The organism is Arthrobacter sp. MYb23, from assembly GCF_002979775.1.
GTDB lineage: Bacteria > Actinomycetota > Actinomycetes > Actinomycetales > Micrococcaceae > Arthrobacter.
On the sequence record NZ_PCPR01000015.1, the window covers coordinates 86,295 to 101,813 of the forward strand.

The window sequence follows — 15,519 nt, forward strand, 5'->3', positions numbered from 1 at the left end:
GCAGTTAATGACAAATGTTCGCGCTGAACATTGTCATTAACTGCCATCTGAAGGGTGGCCTAGAGCGAGGCGGCTGCTGAACGCACGGCCTCGGACAGCGGAGTCGACGGGCGGCCGATCAGCTTCTGGAGGTCACCGCTAGTGACAAGCAGATCCCCGCGCGCAATTCCAAGATCAGAGTCTGCAAGGATTTCGGCGAAGGCGTCCGGCACGCCTGCGCCCACCAGGATCTGCTGGTATTCGTTGGCGGGAAGATCGTTGTAGGCAATCTCGCGGCCGGCGGCGGAGGAAATCTCAGAGGCCAGTTGGTCCAAGGTGAAGGCGTGGTCTCCGCCCAGTTCGTAGACCTTGCCAGCCTGGTGATCCGCCACCAGGACAGCGGCCGCAGCCTGCGCGTAATCAGCACGCGTGGCGCCGCTGACCTTGCCGTCTCCCGCACTTCCTGCGATGGCACCCTGTGCCAGGGTTCCCTGCAGCTGCTCGGTGTAGTTCTCCAAGTACCAGCTGTTGCGCAGCAGGACGAACGGAACACCGGACTCCTTGAGGAGCTCCTCCGTTGCCTGGTGCTCGGCGGCCAGTTTCATGCCCGTGGTGTCCGCGTTGGCAATGCTGGTGTAGGCCAGCAGTTCCACGCCCTCCGCCTTGGCGGCCTCAATGACCGTGCGGTGCTGCTCAACCCTCTGGCCCACTGCGCTGCTGGAGATCAGCAGAACCTTGGTGGCCCCCTTCAGAGCCTCGGCAACGGATGCCGGGTTTTCGTAGTCCATCTCCTGGACCGTGACGCCACGTTCGGCGAAGTCAGCCAGCTTCTCCACCGAACGGCCGGTGGCCACAATGTCCGCCGCGGGGACGTTGCGCTCCAGAAGGGCCTCTACAACGTGGCGGCCAAGCTGTCCGGTTGCTCCAGCGATAACGATGCTCATGGGTGGTTCCTTTCAACGGAAGTTTGCTCTGTCATGGTGGACAACGAGCCCCACTTCGGGAAACTTCCCAAAAGTTAGTACGCACTTTGAGGTAAGGTACTGACATGAAAGTAAGTGACCTCCCGGCGCCGCTCCCCGCAACCATTGCCGACGGCGTGTTCCCGGCTGGTTGCCCCAGCCGGACGGTGCTGGACCACATCACCAGCAAATGGGGCGTGCTGATCCTGCTGTCACTCTCCGAAGGCGATCAGCGCTGGAGCGAATTGCGCCGCCGGGCCGAGGGCATCAGCGAGAAAATGCTCGCCCAAACCCTCAAGACACTCGAGCGGGACGGGCTGGTCCGACGTGACGCACAGCCCGTCATCCCGCCCCGCGTGGATTACAGCCTCACCGAACGCGGCCGCGAGCTCAGCACGCTGCTCATTCCCTTGGTGACATGGGCCTTCGACAACGCAGACGCCATCATCGGCGGCCAGAACTAACCCAGCGGCGCCTTACCTGGCCGACCAACCGCCGTCCATGGTGTAACTCGCGCCGGTGACCATCCCGGCGTCGTCGGAGGCCATCCAGACAGCCAACGACGCCACTTCCGCAGGCTCCACCAAACGTTTGACCGCGGACTCTGTGAGCATCACTTTGGCCAGGACCTCGGCCTCGGGAATGCCGTGGAGCCGGGCCTGATCGGCGATCTGGCGTTCCACCAACGGAGTCCGGACGTAGCCCGGGTTGATGCAGTTGGACGTGACCCCGCGTTCGCCACCTTCCAAGGCGGTGACCTTGCTGAGCCCCTCCAGGCCGTGCTTGGCGGAGACATACGCGCTCTTGTAGGCGGACGCCCGCAGCCCGTGGACCGACGAGATGTTGATGATCCGGCCGAACCCGTTGGCGTACATGTGCGGGAGCGCAGCCCTGATGAGGAGGAAAGGGGCCTCCAGCATCAGAGCCAGGATCCGCCGGAACTCCGCGGGTTCGAACTCCTCGATCGGCGCAACTTTTTGGATGCCGGCGTTGTTGACCAGGATGTCGCAGTCCAAGCTCAGGGCTGCCAAGGCGTCCACATCCAGCAGATCCACTGTCCAGGCCGTGCCGCCCAGCTCGTCGGCGAGCGCCGCAGCTCCGGAGGCATCGACGTCGGCCACTACTACTTTCGCCCCGCGGGCGGCGAGCGCCCGGGCGCAGGCCGCCCCGATTCCGCTCGCACCGCCGGTCACCAGTGCTTTGCGTCCGTTCAAAGAGTTGTCCATGGGGCTAGCCTTTCGAAACAGTGCCGGCAGAGGAACCAACCAGTCCGTGCCGGATCGCGTCGGCCTCGTCCACCTCTTGGAGCGCGATGCCCTTGGTTTCCTTCAGCGAAACAACTGCGACGACGGTAATCGCGCAGGCGACCACGAGGTAGATCGCGGTGGGAACCCAGGATCCGGTGTCCTTGAGCCACTGGGTTGCCAGCAGCGGCGCGAGCGAGCCGGCGAAGATCGACGTGACCTGGGATCCTAGCGAGACACCGGAGTAGCGCATGCGGGTGGGGAAAAGCTCGGACATGATGGCCGGTTGTCCGGCGTACATGAACGCGTGCAGGCAGAGGCCGATGGTCACGGCGAGCACGATCACCACGGCGTTCCTGGTGTCGAACATGGGGAAGGCGAAGAAGGGCCACGTTGCGCCGGTGATCGCGCCCACCAGGTACACGGGTTTGCGTCCCCACGAGTCCACCAGGCGTCCCACCTGCGGGATGACCAGGAAGTGGATGACGTGGGCGATCAGGAGTGCCATCAGGAGCGAGGAGGTGTCGTACTTGTGGACGCTCTTGAGGTAGACGATCGCGAAGCTCACCACCAGGTAGTACATGATGTTCTCTGCGAAGCGGAGGCCCATGGCTTGGAGGATGCCCTTGGGGTACTTGCGGATGACCTCGCCAACTCCGTAGCTGATGGCTTTGGATTCCTCCACCTGTGCCTTGGCTTCGAGGAAGATGGGGGCTTCGGTGACGTGGGTGCGGATGTAGTAGCCGACGAATACGATCACTGCGGACAGCCAGAACGCGACGCGCCAGCCCCAACCGAGGAACGCTTCGCTGCTCAGCGTAGTGGACATGACGAACAGGACCAGCGTGGCCAAGAGGTTGCCCACCGGCACTGCCGCCTGCGGCCAGGAGGACCAGAATCCCCGGGACTTGTTGGGGCTGTGCTCAGCCACGAGCAGCACGGCTCCGCCCCATTCGCCGCCGAGGGCGAAGCCTTGGATGAAGCGGAGGGCCACCAGCATGGCAGGTGCCCAGTAGCCGATGTCCATGAAGCCTGGGAGGCAGCCCATCAGGAAGGTGGAGACGCCCACGATCACGATGGTCAGCTGCAGCGTGGGCTTGCGGCCCAGTTTGTCGCCGATCTGGCCGAAGACGATTCCGCCCAGTGGCCGGGCAACGAACCCAACGGCGTAGGTAATGAAGGCCTGGATGATGCCGTCCAGTTCGTTGCCGGTGCTTGGGAAGAAGTACTTGCCGAAAACCAGCGTGGCGGCGGTGGCGTAGAGGAAGAACTCGTACCACTCCACCACCGTGCCCACCATTGAGGCCGCTACGATTTTCTTCAGGCCGGAGCCTTTGCCGGCGTCTTTCCCGGCTCTTGATGCGGAGCGCTGCTCTACGCTCATATCCATCTCCTCAGTGTCCTCTTTGACCCTTGTGAACGTGATGTGATCCACAACACGAAATGCTCCACTGAGTATTGCCGCAGATTCGACGCGCCTCAATGACCAAAGCGGCACTGAGTATGTGCAAAATTGCAGATATGAAACCGAACCCTGACGACCTCCTCATCTTGCTCGCCGTGTCCCGTTCAGGAAAATTTACGACGGCGGCGCAAGCCTTGGGACTGAACCACACCACCGTTTCGCGCAGGATAGCGGCGCTGGAAAAGGCGCTGGGCGGCAGGATCCTCGCGCGAGCCGCTGGTGGCTGGGAGGTGACGGAGTTGGGCGCCGAAGCCGTGCAGGTCGCAGAGCGGATCGAGGCGGCGGTGGGTGCGCTGGGGCCAAGCGACCGTGCGCCAGACCCGATTACCGGCGTCGTACGCATGACCGCCACCGACGGTTTCAGCGCGTACATCGCGGCACCGGCCGTGGCGCGGCTGCGGCGCGAACACCCCGGCCTCAGCGTCGAGATCGTGACAGTGACCCGTCGCGCCTTGCAACAGCGCTCCGGTTTGGACATCGAGGTGGTGGTGGGGACGCCGCAGGTGCATCGGGCAGAGGCGATCCGGCTTGGCGAGTACCGGCTGGGGATGTATGCCTCGCGCGCTTACCTCGCAGACAACGGCACCCCTTCCAGCATTGAGGAGCTCACGCAGCATCAACTGGTCTATTTTGTGGATTCCATGCTGCAAGTGGATGACCTGGATGCTCCCCGCAGGCTGGTTCCCACCATGCGCGACGGGCTGAGTTCAACCAACGTGTTCGTGCATGTCGAAGCAACACGGGCCGGGGCCGGGATTGGGTTTCTGCCGTGCTTTATGGCCGACCGTCACGCGGATTTGGTGCGCCTCCTGCCGGCCGACTTCGCCGAGCTCCTCCCCTACTGGATGGTCCTCCGCCCGGACTCCATGCGCCGCCCCGCGGTAGCCGCCGTCGTGCAGGGCCTGCGGGAGGAAACGGAGCGGAGGCGGGAGGAGCTGCTGGGTGTGGGCTGACGTGGTCCTCCCGCCTAAACGATCGTCCGGACCTTCAAAAGCTCCGTCCGGGCCACTACTTCGCGATGCACACCGGCCAATGCCAGACGCTCCGGATCTCCCATATACGCCTGCAAAGCGGCGTCATCCGGCATGTGAATTACCTGGACTTCCAACGGGCCATCGCCGTCGCTGAGGCTCCGGACGCGGCTGACCACCTTGCCGCCGTGCTTCGGAACGAGGGCAAGCACGATGTCCTCGTATTCGGACAACCTCTCTTCATTGCCATCTGACGCCCACAGCAGCACGCATAGTTCAAGAGCCATGCGAAGCAGACTATCGGATGCGCAATTTTCAGGCGCCGAGATGGCAGTTGATGACAATGTTTTCGGGAAACACCGTCATTAACTGCCACCTCGGCGGAGGGCTGGGAGGGAATCAGGACCCCAGCGGGATCACCAGCGGCGTGTGGCTCACGGGGTCATCGATCACAATGCACGGCAGGCCAAACACGTGCTCCACCAACTCAGCTGTGACCACATCGGCGGGCCGGCCCTCCGCAACCACTGCTCCGTCCTTCATGGCAATGAGGTGCGTGGCATAGCGGCAGGCGTGGTTCAGATCGTGGAGCACGGCCACCAGGGTGTTTCCTTCTTTATTGAGCCGCCGGAACAGTTCCAGGAGCTCGATCTGGTGCGCGATATCCAGGAATGTGGTGGGCTCATCCAAGAGCAATAAAGGGGTTTGCTGCGCCAGCACCATAGCCACCCACACGCGTTGCCGCTGCCCACCGGAGAGCTCGTCCACCAATCGGCCGGACAATCCGTCAACATTCGTGGCTTCCAAGGCCTGAACTACGGCGGCCTCATCTGCCTCGGACCATTGGCGCAACAGCTTCTGGTGCGGGTACCGCCCACGGGCAACGAGGTCCGCCACGGTAATTCCATCGGGCGCTATGGAAGTTTGGGGCAACAAACCGAGCCGGCGAGCCACTTCCTTGGCACCGTAGGAGGAGATGCTCTTGCCATCCAACAAGACAGCGCCGGCCGCGGGCGTAAGCAGCCGGGACAGCGCACGCAACAGCGTCGACTTACCGCAGGCATTCGGGCCCACGATCACCGTGAACTCGCCATCGGGAATGCGCACGTCAAGGGCCTGGGACACGGTGCGGCCGGCGTACCCCAGGCTCACATTCTCAGCGTGGAGCCGCGCGGAACCCGGCGCCGAAACAGAAACGGGAACAGGAACATCCAACACATCAGTCAAAGCAATCTCCTTCAATTCTTCAGTCATTGCCGCTTCACCTCACGGGCGAGGAGCCATACGAGGTAGCAGCCACCGATACTGACGGTCACTACGCCCACGGGCAGTTGGATGGGGGCGAAAAGGTTTTGCGCCACGATGTCGCTGGCCACCAGCAGGAACGCGCCCATGGCAGCCGAGGGAACCATTCCCACGGAAGCGGACCGGGTCAGGCGGCGCGCCAGTTGAGGGGCGGCCAAGGAAACGAAGGCGATGGGACCAGCCGCGGCGGTGACCATCGCGGTCAAAGCCACGCCCACCACTGCGAGGACCAGCCGCGAGCCTTCCAGCCGAACGCCCAAGGCCCGGGCGGCGTCGTCGCCCATTTCCAAAAGGCCCAACCGTCGGCCGTAAAAGGCCAGCACCACCAGGAGCACCGCAAAGACGATCACCACCGGCAGCACCTGCTCCCAGCCAATCTTGTTCAGGGAACCAGCGCCCCAGACGGCAGCAGACATAGCCTGCTCCAAGGACGCCTTGAGGATCATGAACGTGTTCACCGACGCCAACATGGCACTCACGGCGATGCCGGCGATGATGAGCCGGAACCCCTGAATGCCCTTTTTGTAGGCGAACACGTACACAAGGGCAGCCGTCACCAGCCCACCCACCAAGGCACCGGCAGAAACAGCAAAGTAGCCGCCGCCCATCAGCAGGATGACCACCAGCGCGCCCGTGTAGGCACCGGTGTTGAAGCCGATCACGTCCGGGCTTCCCAACGCGTTACGGGTCAGGGATTGGAAGATTGCCCCGCTGACCCCCATGGCCGCCCCCAATAACAGGGCCAGGAGGACGCGGGGCAATCTCCACTCCACCACCACCATGTGCACGGCACCGCTGGATTGGCCCAGCAGTGCCGAAACAACGTCCGGTACCGCAACGCTGAACTCACCCAGGCCAAGGGCGACGACGGCGAGCGCCAGTGCGGCGGCTACGAGGACGGCGGTGACAACCAGGGTGCGGACGTCGACGCGGAGTGAGATGCGACCACCAAATCGGCGGACAGCGAAGGTCCTCCGGCCGAAGTCGATCGCGGGCGCCTGATCAACGGATGTCGCTTGGTCAACCGAAGTCATAGGGTGCTCACTTTCCGGCGTCGAATGAGCCAGATGAGGACGGGTGCGCCAACGAATGCGGTGATAATTCCTACCTGCATTTCGCCGGGGCGGAGAACAATGCGCCCCACGATGTCGGACACCAGAAGCAGTACTGGCGAGAGCACCAGCGTGTAGGCCAGAATCCAGCGCTGGTCCGGACCAACAATCCATCGGGCAACGTGCGGGACCATGAGGCCCACGAAGCCGATGGGGCCGGCAGCTGCGGTGGCGGCGCCGCAGAGCAGGGTCACTGAGACGATGGTCCAGATACGAGTGCTCACTATGTCCGCCCCGAGCGACTTGGCGGTGTCCTCGCCCATGGCCACGGCGTTCAGGGGCCGGGCCATGGCAAGGGCGATGAGCGTTCCAACAAGGATGAACGGTGTCACGGTGGTGAAGATCTCCCACGTGCGGTTGCTGAGGGTTCCGGCGCTCCAACTGCGCATGCTGTCGAAAACAGCGGGGCGTAGGAGCGTGATTCCGGAGGAAATACCGCCGAGGACTGCCCCGAGGGCAACCCCGGCGAGGGTGAGGCGAAGCGGGGTGGTCCCGCCCCTCCCCCGTGAGCCGATGAAGTACACAGCCACGGTGGCCACCACGGCACCGGCGAACGAGAACCAGATGTACTCGTGGATGCTGGTGACTCCGAAGATCGCAACGCCGAGGACCACGAAGAACCCGGCACCGGCGTTGACGCCCAGGATGCCAGGGTCCGCCAACGGGTTGCGTGTCAACGCTTGGATCAGCGCCCCGGACAGTCCCAGGGCAACGCCTACCACCACGCCGGTGACGGTTCGGGGCAGGCGGAGATCGTGGATGATCACGTGCTCCGGCGAGGCATCGTACGCCGTGATGGCGGGCCAGAGAGCGGCCAGGTCAATGTCCTTGGAGCCCACCACCAGGCTCAACCAGAGAACCATGGCCAACGCGCCTATTGCTGCGAGCAATCCCAGCAGGCGGTACCGGTTCACTGAGGCGAGGCCTGCAGGGCGCGCGCCAGCAGAAGAAGCCGGGGCCGCGTCCTGCACTTCAGCGGCTGAGGCGTCAGTTACGACAGAACGCGGCGCCATGGTTCCCGATGCCATTTAGAGGCCCAGCAATTCGAACTTGGCGTCCTGCAGGTCCACGATTTCCTCGCGATCCCGCTTCTCGTTGGACCACAGCTCGTCGAACCAGCGGCGGGTTTCGGCGTCGAGGTTTTCCCAGCGCTCTTCCCAAGCTTCGCTCTTGTCCGTCCAGTAGCCAATCAGCTTGTAGGACTCGGGCGTGAGCTTCTTTTCATGCCGGAGGTACTTGCGGATCCCGCGCAGCACCTTGGTTTCGCCGGCCACCCAGATGTAACCCACGCCGCCTGGCAACTCCATCGATCGAAGGACCTCGTCCAGGCGGGACTGGCTGTGGCCGTTCCCGCCGTAAATCCAGGCGACCTCGGTTCCGGCCCCGCGGGCCAGTGCCTGCTGGTGCGATGCATCCTCAACCTCGATCAGGACCCGGGTCCGAACCCCTGGCGGCGTCTGCTCCACGAGCCGGGCCACAGCCGGCAGCCCGGTGGCATCCGCCAGCAGGATCTGCCACTGCAGGTCAGCCGGCGGCTCATACAGTCCAGTGGGCGAGTTAAGCCCGACGACGTCGCCCACCTGGGCGCGCTGCGCCCAGGAAGCTGCCAGTCCGCCGTCGTGAACTACGAAGTCAATGTCGATGGTCCCGGCCGCAGCGTCCACACCGCGGACTGTGTATGTCCGCATGGCGGACGGCTCGACGCCGTCGGACCAGTCCCAGGAGTCGCCGGTGGAGATGGGCAGCCGTGCCTCATGCGTGCCAGGATCGGGCAGGAAGACGCGGAGGTATTCATCGCCGACGCCCGTGGTGTCGAAGTCGGACAAGCCGGGTCCGCCGAAGGTGATCCGGACCATTCCGGGCGTCAGCAGGCGGGTGGCGATGACCTCAGCCCGGTAGATGCTCATCATGACAGGAGCGCCTTTTCGAACTTCTCCAGCAGGGCGTACTGGCCGCTGGGCGAGCCGTAGATCATTTCGAGGTCGTAGGTGTGGATCTGCTTGTTGGCCACGAAGGGCAGCGAGGTCCACAGCTTGTTGTTGGCCAGCGGAGCGAAGGCATCCGGGTTGGCGCCATCCTTCTCGGGGACCTCAGTGGTGATGATGGCGTCGATGCCGTTGAGCTGTTCGAGCTGCTCGGCGCTGAGTTTGACGCCTTCGCCGTCGGCCAGCGGGGAAACCTTCAAACCGAGATCCTTGATGACCAGGCACGGCGTTCCATAGCAGCTGACCGATACCTGGTCCTCGTAGTAGTCCACGGGGCCGATTACCAGGTTGCTCTTGCCTGCCGCGGCCAGACGCTTCTTCACGTCATCAACCTTGGCCTGGTACTTGTCCATCCAGGCCTGGTACTGCTCGGTCTTGCCGAAGGCCTCGGCTACGGTCTTGAACTTGGTGCGCCAATCGCTGCCATCGAAGCCGTTGAACGTGTAGGTGGGGGCGATGTCGGAGAGCTTGCCGTCAAGTTCCTTCTCGTAGCCCAGGCCGTTCAGGATGACGTCCGGCTGTGCTTTGAGGATGGCCTCGAAGTTGAATTCCGGGTAGTTGGTGAACGGCGTGATGCCCTTGAGGGCGTCTTGGTCGAAGAAGTACGGGAAGCCCGAGTAGCCGCTGTCACGGATAGGCTGCTGGCTGGCCAGCGGAATGCCGAGCGTGATGAGCATGTCCAGGTCCGTGGTGTACATGCCCAGGGCCTTCTTCGGTTCCGCAGGGATGTTCACCTCTTTGACCTCGCTGGTGACCGTGCGGGTCTCCGATTTGGCGCTTGCGCTGGCATCGGTGGTGGCGCTAGCCCCTGTGCTGGCGCAGCCGCTCAAAAGCAGAGCTGCGGATGCCAAGGCCGCAACGGCGGCAGACAAGGTTTTAGTGCGTGAAATCACTGCGGTCCTCTTGATTCTCAGGGGAGACGGAGAGCTCCCGTTGGCGGCCGCGGCCCGATGTTGGGCTCAATCAGCGACTACCGAAGTTAGGTATACCTACCCTAACAACGCTGAGCGATTGAAAACCGATGGATTCTATTCGGAACCGGCCAAAGAGTGGTGGTTTCCGGCCTTAAGCGAGGACACGTACCACCCCGGAGTGTGCCCCATCACCTTTCGGAACACTTGGACGAAGGCACTGGGATTGTTGTAGCCCACCCTTCTACTGACCGAGGAAACCGGGTAACCGGCGGCCAGCAATCCCAAGGCAACGCGCACCCTGGCATGAATGCGCCACTGGGCAAACGTCATGCCTGTTTCCTTGTGAAACAGGCGGGACAAGTTGCGGACGCTAATGGACACTTCGACGCTCCATTCCTCCAATGAGCGGTCCAGGGCCGGATCATCCAGGAGTGCGCGGGCGATGAGTTCCAGCCGCGGATCGGTGGGCATTGGCAACAGCATCGGCCGGGCATCCACAACATCAAGCAGACCCAACACCACCTGTTCAGAACCCTTCCGAAGGGAGTCGTCCATGTCGAAGGTGCTCATATGGCGCAACAGTTCCTGTGCGGCGGTGGGCACCGTGACTGCCACGGTCCGGCTCGCCAACTGCGGCGCCACCTGCGCATCAATGTGCGAGCAATAGAACCCCGTACCCTGCGTTGATTTCACGGCATGCACCACGCCCGCAGGAATCCACAGCCCCAGCGTTGCCGGTACGGCAAAGAAACCACCATCGGCCTCCACCGTCAGCACACCACGGGCACCCCACAGCAACTCATGGGTTTCGTGGACGTGTTCAGTCCAGGTGGCAGGTGTGGCGCACTCGAAATATCCGGTGTACACGCCATAGACCTGCTGCGACGTCTCGCCCTCGGCGAGGGCATCCGGAGGAAGGGCTGCCTGTCCGGATTGCGATATAGCTTGGCGGGTCATCTGGCCTTCTTGAAGTTAGGTGAGCCTTACTATGGTAAGCATGCCCTCCAGTTCCGCCATTCCGTCCTGCCCGCCCGGGCGTAACAAGCCAACTCCCTGGACGGCTTCCCGTCTCTTCACCTTCACCCTTTTGGCCAACGGCCGCTGGAAGTTGTTACTGGTGGGCTGCGCCGGCTTCATTTTGCATCAGGTCAGCGAGGCGCTGGTTCCGGTCACCATCGGCGCTGCCGTTGACAAAGCGATTTCACCGCACGACGCCGGCGCCCTCCTCTGGTGGCTTGGCGCCCTGGCTGTGGTCTTCGTGGTGCTCGCCCTTTCCTGGCGTATCGGCACCCTCGCCACCAACCGCTCCTTCCTGTACGGTTCGCACGATCTCCGTCAGTTGGCAGTGGAGCGCACTCTTCACCCGCGTGGGATGGCAGCCCGGCGGGCACCCGGCGAAATCGTTGCGATTACCTCTTCCGACGCAGACAGGGTTGCCGGCTTGGCCTGGCTCATCGGCGGTGGCCTTGCAGCCGCGGCCGGCGTCATCACCTCAGCCGTGACGCTGCTGTTGATTTCGGTCCCTTTGGGCATCGCAGTCCTGGTGGCCACGCCCGTCATGCTGGTGGTGATGCAGCGCCTCACTAAACCGTTGGAGGACCGCAGCGATGTGGAACAGTCCTCGGCGGCCCGTGCCGGCGCGCTGGCTACGGACTTCGTGACAGGATCTCGTCCTCTCAAAGGCCTCGGCGCCGAGGAGGCAGCCGTGACCCGCTACACAGCCGCGAGCCGGGCATCCCTGTTGGCTGGCCTGCGGGCCGTCCGCTCCAGATCCGCTTACAACGGCGCCAGCACCGCCCTTTCCGCTGCCTTCCTGGCCGGGATTGCCTTCTTCGCAGCCTGGTTCGCCGTTCAAGGCAGCATTACGGTAGGACAACTGGTGGCGGTTGTAGGCGTGGCCCAATTCGTCCAGGGGCCCATGGCCGCACTTGGTTTCCTCAGCGTGGAACTCGCACGCAAACGCGCCTCGGCCGCACGCATAGCAGTGTTGCTCGCGGAACCGGACGCGGTGCCAGCACTTGAGTCGGAAGAACGCACGACGACGACTGCCGGCTCGGCTTCCAGCGACCCATTGCGCGAACCAGCCCCGCTCCTCGAACTCCGCGCCGGCTCCGGCGACTCTGCGTTTCCGCCCTTCACGGCCGCTGCCGGGGAAATCGTGGGCGTGGTTCTTCCCGACGGAACACAAGCGAGGCTCCTGGTGGACACGCTCGGCTCCCGCACGCCTGCACCCCGAGGCCTGGTGTCCATCGACGGCCAGGATGCCGCAGATCTGGATCCCGTCCACGTCCGTTCGAGGGTCTTCGCAGACAGTCACGACGGCGTGCTGTTCCGCGGCAGTGTCCGCGACAACGTGGCAGTAGCCGACACTCCACTGGACGAACGGGCCATGGCGGCGGCCGCCGTCGGGGACTTTGTCTCGCAACTGCCGGAAGGCACCGAAACTGTGCTCGCCGGGGGCGGTCAAAGCCTGTCGGGCGGCCAGCGGCAGCGGCTGGTGTTGGGCCGTTCACTGCACCAAAAGCAACCGGTTCTGGTCCTGCACGACCCCACCACCGCCGTCGACACTGCCACCGAAGCCGTGATTGCTGATGGCTTGCGGAACTTCCCTGACAAAGCTCTGGTGCTGGTGACTACAAGTCCCACACTGCTGGCTGTCTGCCATCGGGTGGTGATGGGCGGGGGTGGCGCAGCATCTGAAAGCGGCACCCACCGTGAACTCCTGGCGACGTCCACCGGCTACCGCGAGGTGGTGGGCTCTTGAGCACCGAGATCCTCCCGATTGCCACGCCCCGCGAGACCCGGAGGGCCATGTGGCGCCTCCTGGCTCAGCGGCCTGGCAGGCTCGCCTTGACGGTGTTCGTCCTTCTGGCGGCGGCTTGTTGCGGGCTGGCCGCGCCGGCCATCCTGGGCGTCATGGTCAACATTGCTGCCAGCGGCGGCGACGTCATGTCATTGCTGTGGCTGGCCATCGGCTTGCTGGTTGCCGGCGGACTTGGCGCGTTGCTGGGCATCCTGGGGCAGAACCTCCTGGCAAGGATCTGCGAGGAAGCCTTGGCCGGGCTCCGCGAGGAAGTCTTCGCCGCCGCCGTCCGGAAGCCGCTGAATCAACTGGAAAAGGCGGGCATCGGCGATGTTGTGGCCCGCGTGTCCGGTGATGTGGAGGCGGTCAGCGAGGCCATTTCCGGTGTGCTGCCTGCGTTCACCAGCGCGGCCTTCACCATTGCCGTGACGTTGTTGGGCTTGGGCGTGATCGACTGGCGCTTCGCCGTGGCTGTCCTCATCGCCGCACCGTTGCAGGTGCTCACTCTTCGCTGGTTCCTCAAACGAACGGCACCCATCTACCGGACCGTCCGGATCACCGAGGCCAACCGGACCGAACAGATCATTGAGACCGTGCACGGCTCACCTTCCGTGCTGGCCCTGGGACTCGGCTCCCGTCACGCTGACTTGGTGGCGGCCGCCTCCCGGGAGAACATCGGGCATGCGCTCAAGGGTGTCAATTACCTGACCCGCTTCTACAACCGCCTCAACCTGGCCGAACTCATCGGCCTGTCCGCAGTGCTGGTGGTGGGGTTCTGGCTTCACGCCGAGGGAACCGTGACCATTGGCGCGGCAACTGCTGCCGCGTTGTACTTCTACCGGCTGTTTGATCCCATCGGGCTGGTCCTGGGTCAGTTCGATGAACTGCAGAAGGCCGCAGCAGGGTTGGGCCGCATGTTCGGGCTGACCATGTCCGCCAAACCGGACACTGCCCCGGCGTCAGCCCCGGGAGGTACTACCCCTGCCGGCCCTACCCCGGGAACCGACGCCGGAATCGTCCTTGACGACGTCACATTCGCCTACCCAGGCCAGGGCCGTGCGCTGAACGCCGTCTCCCTGAAGGTGCGCCCCGGCCAGAGGGTGGCGATCGTGGGTACATCCGGCGCCGGCAAGACCACCCTGGCCAAGGTCATCATGGGATTGGAGCACCCCCACAGCGGCAAGGCCTGGGTGGGTGGGCTGGACTCCGCCGCTGCCGCCCCCGCTGACCTTCATGAACGGATCGCGATGGTCAGCCAGGAGGTTCATGTCTTTTCCGGCACTCTCGCCGAGGACCTCCGGCTCGCCAAGCCCGGTGCTACTGAGGAGGAACTCGCGCGCGTCCTCAAGGCTGTTGGGGCTGGTTGGGTTGTAGCGCTCGACGACGGACTGGAGACTTCCGTAGGCGCCGGCGGCCACCAGCTCACTCCCGAGCAGGCACAACAGCTTGCCTTGGCTCGGCTGATGCTCAAAGACCCGCCGATTGCCGTCCTCGACGAAGCCACTGCAGAGGCGGGAACGGGTTCCGCCACCATGCTGGATCAGGCGGCGGAAGCTGCGTTGGCGGGACGGACCTCAGTAGTGATCGCCCACCGGTTGTCTCAGGCAGCTTCGGCGGACACGGTGGTGGTCATGGAGCAGGGACGGGTGGTGGAATCGGGTTCGCATCAGGAGCTGCTTGCAGCCGACGGCCGCTACGCCCACTTGTGGGAAGCGTGGAACAGCTCACTCAGCCGAAGCTGATGTGTCCTCCCCCAGCGGCTCTGCTGGGGGATCATGCCGTACCGGGATTCCCTGGGCAAACGCGCGCACTTTGGCGTCATCCCAAATGTGCGCTGGGACGCCTCCGCCCAGGAGCCTGCGGGCGAGGGTGGGGTCGTCACCGAATGGTGCGTGGCTGCCGGCCATGATCATGTTGCCGTACCGCCGGCCCTTGAGCATGGCGGGATCGGCAATGATCATGGTGTGCTGGAACGTGTCCGCGATGGTGGCGGCATCGGCCCGCGCGTTCTTGAGGTCAGGTGCGTCGCCTGAGTTGACCACGTACAGCCCATCGGGGGCGAGGACCGAGTCCGCATGGGCCGTGAACTCCCGCGTGGTCAGGGCGCGGGGCGTGAAGGCTCCGGCGAAAACATCCCGAATAATGAGGTCCCGGCTGTCCGGAGTGAGGGACTCGGTAACCTGCCGGGCTTCGCCCACGCGGATCCGCAACAGGGGTGCTTTGGGGAGGTCGAACCAACCGCGCACATAATCGGCCAATTTCCCGTCGAGCTCAACCACCACCTGACGGGCCTCCGGGTAGGCGGCGTGGAAGTACCGTGCCATGGAGCAGGCTCCCCCGCCCAGGTGCAGGGCACGCAGTTTAGGCTTCTGCTCCCGGGGCCACCGGGATTCCACCAGTGCCGCGATCCAGCGCATGTACTCGAAATCGAGGAACAACGGGTCCCCGAGGTCAATATGTGAGCTCATGACGCCGTTGATCTTCAGCAGCCAGCCGTTGGAGTTGTCCTGGTCCTGAATCAACTCGCAGTCGCCGGTATCGATGTAGTAAACGCCAGCCACCGGACCGTCAATGCGGGTGCCGGCAGGCACCTCGACGACTCCCGCCGTCGAGCCCCGGGACCTGCTTGCCTTGCTGGATTTGCGAGGTTTTGACACTACTACCGCCCTGCCTGAGTCATGCCTCAACCCTAGTGGAGCACCGTCTATCCTCGACTCACACAACGAAGGTAAGGCTACTTACCGTTTGGTCGTCAAGAGCCATATGATCTCTACATGGA

15 protein-coding genes are annotated in these 15,519 nt (G+C 63.9%); 4 read left to right on the forward strand and 11 right to left on the reverse strand.

Annotated elements, in window-relative coordinates; all coding sequences use genetic code 11:
* Nucleotides 1-59: 59 nt before the first annotated feature.
* Nucleotides 60-923, reverse strand: a complete 864-nt coding sequence (locus CQ020_RS15550; RefSeq protein WP_024819233.1) for an SDR family oxidoreductase — start codon at nt 921-923, stop codon at nt 60-62.
* Nucleotides 924-1,027: 104 nt separating this feature from the next.
* Here CQ020_RS15550 and CQ020_RS15555 point away from each other — a divergent pair, with 104 nt between their 5' ends.
* Complete coding sequence (locus CQ020_RS15555) at nt 1,028-1,405, forward strand: helix-turn-helix domain-containing protein (protein WP_024819232.1); 378 nt, start codon at nt 1,028-1,030, stop codon at nt 1,403-1,405.
* Between the two features lie 12 nt (nt 1,406-1,417).
* Here CQ020_RS15555 and CQ020_RS15560 read toward each other — a convergent pair whose 3' ends face one another.
* Both CQ020_RS15560 and CQ020_RS15565 read right to left on the reverse strand, forming a co-directional pair.
* Nucleotides 1,418-2,167 carry a 3-hydroxybutyrate dehydrogenase gene (locus CQ020_RS15560; protein WP_105692667.1) on the reverse strand — a complete coding sequence of 250 codons (750 nt, stop codon included), beginning with the start codon at nt 2,165-2,167 and terminating at the stop codon, nt 1,418-1,420.
* A gap of 4 nt (nt 2,168-2,171) precedes the next feature.
* Complete coding sequence (locus tag CQ020_RS15565; protein ID WP_105692705.1) at nt 2,172-3,569, reverse strand: MFS transporter; 1,398 nt, start codon at nt 3,567-3,569, stop codon at nt 2,172-2,174.
* Nucleotides 3,570-3,706: 137 nt separating this feature from the next.
* Between CQ020_RS15565 and CQ020_RS15570 the strand changes: the two genes are divergently transcribed.
* The gene (locus CQ020_RS15570) at nt 3,707-4,603 is read left to right on the forward strand and encodes a LysR family transcriptional regulator (protein WP_105692706.1); all 897 of its coding nucleotides are present in this window, start codon (nt 3,707-3,709) and stop codon (nt 4,601-4,603) included.
* Between the two features lie 14 nt (nt 4,604-4,617).
* Here CQ020_RS15570 and CQ020_RS15575 read toward each other — a convergent pair whose 3' ends face one another.
* The 7 genes from CQ020_RS15575 to CQ020_RS15605 all read right to left on the reverse strand — a co-directional run bounded on the left by CQ020_RS15575 (nt 4,618) and on the right by CQ020_RS15605 (nt 10,894).
* The gene (locus CQ020_RS15575; RefSeq protein ID WP_105692668.1) at nt 4,618-4,908 is read right to left on the reverse strand and encodes a hypothetical protein; all 291 of its coding nucleotides are present in this window, start codon (nt 4,906-4,908) and stop codon (nt 4,618-4,620) included.
* Between the two features lie 112 nt (nt 4,909-5,020).
* The gene (locus CQ020_RS15580; RefSeq protein WP_105692669.1) at nt 5,021-5,875 is read right to left on the reverse strand and encodes an ABC transporter ATP-binding protein; all 855 of its coding nucleotides are present in this window, start codon (nt 5,873-5,875) and stop codon (nt 5,021-5,023) included.
* Nucleotides 5,872-6,960: an iron chelate uptake ABC transporter family permease subunit gene (locus CQ020_RS15585; protein WP_105692670.1), complete on the reverse strand. Its 1,089-nt coding sequence runs from the start codon at nt 6,958-6,960 to the stop codon at nt 5,872-5,874. Before CQ020_RS15585 ends, CQ020_RS15580 begins: the two co-directional genes overlap by 4 nt.
* On the reverse strand, nt 6,957-8,066 hold the full coding sequence (locus tag CQ020_RS15590) for an iron chelate uptake ABC transporter family permease subunit (protein ID WP_105692671.1): 1,110 nt from the start codon (nt 8,064-8,066) through the stop codon (nt 6,957-6,959). Before CQ020_RS15590 ends, CQ020_RS15585 begins: the two co-directional genes overlap by 4 nt.
* Entirely contained in the window at nt 8,067-8,948 is an 882-nt protein-coding gene (locus CQ020_RS15595) for a siderophore-interacting protein (protein ID WP_105692672.1), read from the reverse strand.
* A complete protein-coding gene (locus CQ020_RS15600; protein WP_258141911.1) occupies nt 8,945-9,916 on the reverse strand; it encodes an ABC transporter substrate-binding protein in 972 nt (323 codons plus the stop codon). Before CQ020_RS15600 ends, CQ020_RS15595 begins: the two co-directional genes overlap by 4 nt.
* 135 nt (nt 9,917-10,051) lie before the next feature.
* Nucleotides 10,052-10,894 (reverse strand): AraC family transcriptional regulator, encoded by an 843-nt coding sequence (locus CQ020_RS15605; protein WP_258141912.1) that lies wholly within the window; start codon nt 10,892-10,894, stop codon nt 10,052-10,054.
* Between the two features lie 40 nt (nt 10,895-10,934).
* On the opposite strand from CQ020_RS15605, the gene CQ020_RS15610 reads away from it, so the two are divergent.
* Together CQ020_RS15610 and CQ020_RS15615 are read left to right on the forward strand one after the other, a co-directional pair.
* On the forward strand, nt 10,935-12,701 hold the full coding sequence (locus CQ020_RS15610) for an ABC transporter ATP-binding protein (RefSeq protein ID WP_258141913.1): 1,767 nt from the start codon (nt 10,935-10,937) through the stop codon (nt 12,699-12,701).
* Entirely contained in the window at nt 12,698-14,482 is a 1,785-nt protein-coding gene (locus tag CQ020_RS15615) for an ABC transporter ATP-binding protein (RefSeq protein WP_105692674.1), read from the forward strand. The genes CQ020_RS15610 and CQ020_RS15615 overlap by 4 nt, the downstream gene beginning before the upstream one ends.
* Here CQ020_RS15615 and CQ020_RS15620 read toward each other — a convergent pair.
* Nucleotides 14,465-15,397 carry a spermidine synthase gene (locus CQ020_RS15620; RefSeq protein ID WP_374956262.1) on the reverse strand — a complete coding sequence of 311 codons (933 nt, stop codon included), beginning with the start codon at nt 15,395-15,397 and terminating at the stop codon, nt 14,465-14,467. The genes CQ020_RS15615 and CQ020_RS15620 overlap by 18 nt on opposite strands.
* Nucleotides 15,398-15,519 lie beyond the last annotated feature (122 nt).

What these genes read in the sequence shown, in the direction of transcription:
- CQ020_RS15550 (WP_024819233.1), bottom strand. Translation starts at nt 923, where the DNA reads ATGAGCATCGTTATCGCTGGAGCAACCGGACAGCTTGGCCGCCACGTT.
- CQ020_RS15555 (WP_024819232.1), top strand. Translation starts at nt 1,028, where the DNA reads ATGAAAGTAAGTGACCTCCCGGCGCCGCTCCCCGCAACCATTGCCGAC.
- CQ020_RS15560 (WP_105692667.1), bottom strand. Translation starts at nt 2,167, where the DNA reads ATGGACAACTCTTTGAACGGACGCAAAGCACTGGTGACCGGCGGTGCG.
- CQ020_RS15565 (WP_105692705.1), bottom strand. Translation starts at nt 3,569, where the DNA reads ATGAGCGTAGAGCAGCGCTCCGCATCAAGAGCCGGGAAAGACGCCGGC.
- CQ020_RS15570 (WP_105692706.1), top strand. Translation starts at nt 3,707, where the DNA reads ATGAAACCGAACCCTGACGACCTCCTCATCTTGCTCGCCGTGTCCCGT.
- CQ020_RS15575 (WP_105692668.1), bottom strand. Translation starts at nt 4,908, where the DNA reads ATGGCTCTTGAACTATGCGTGCTGCTGTGGGCGTCAGATGGCAATGAA.
- CQ020_RS15580 (WP_105692669.1), bottom strand. Translation starts at nt 5,875, where the DNA reads ATGACTGAAGAATTGAAGGAGATTGCTTTGACTGATGTGTTGGATGTT.
- CQ020_RS15585 (WP_105692670.1), bottom strand. Translation starts at nt 6,960, where the DNA reads ATGACTTCGGTTGACCAAGCGACATCCGTTGATCAGGCGCCCGCGATC.
- CQ020_RS15590 (WP_105692671.1), bottom strand. Translation starts at nt 8,066, where the DNA reads ATGGCATCGGGAACCATGGCGCCGCGTTCTGTCGTAACTGACGCCTCA.
- CQ020_RS15595 (WP_105692672.1), bottom strand. Translation starts at nt 8,948, where the DNA reads ATGATGAGCATCTACCGGGCTGAGGTCATCGCCACCCGCCTGCTGACG.
- CQ020_RS15605 (WP_258141912.1), bottom strand. Translation starts at nt 10,894, where the DNA reads ATGACCCGCCAAGCTATATCGCAATCCGGACAGGCAGCCCTTCCTCCG.
- CQ020_RS15610 (WP_258141913.1), top strand. Translation starts at nt 10,935, where the DNA reads ATGCCCTCCAGTTCCGCCATTCCGTCCTGCCCGCCCGGGCGTAACAAG.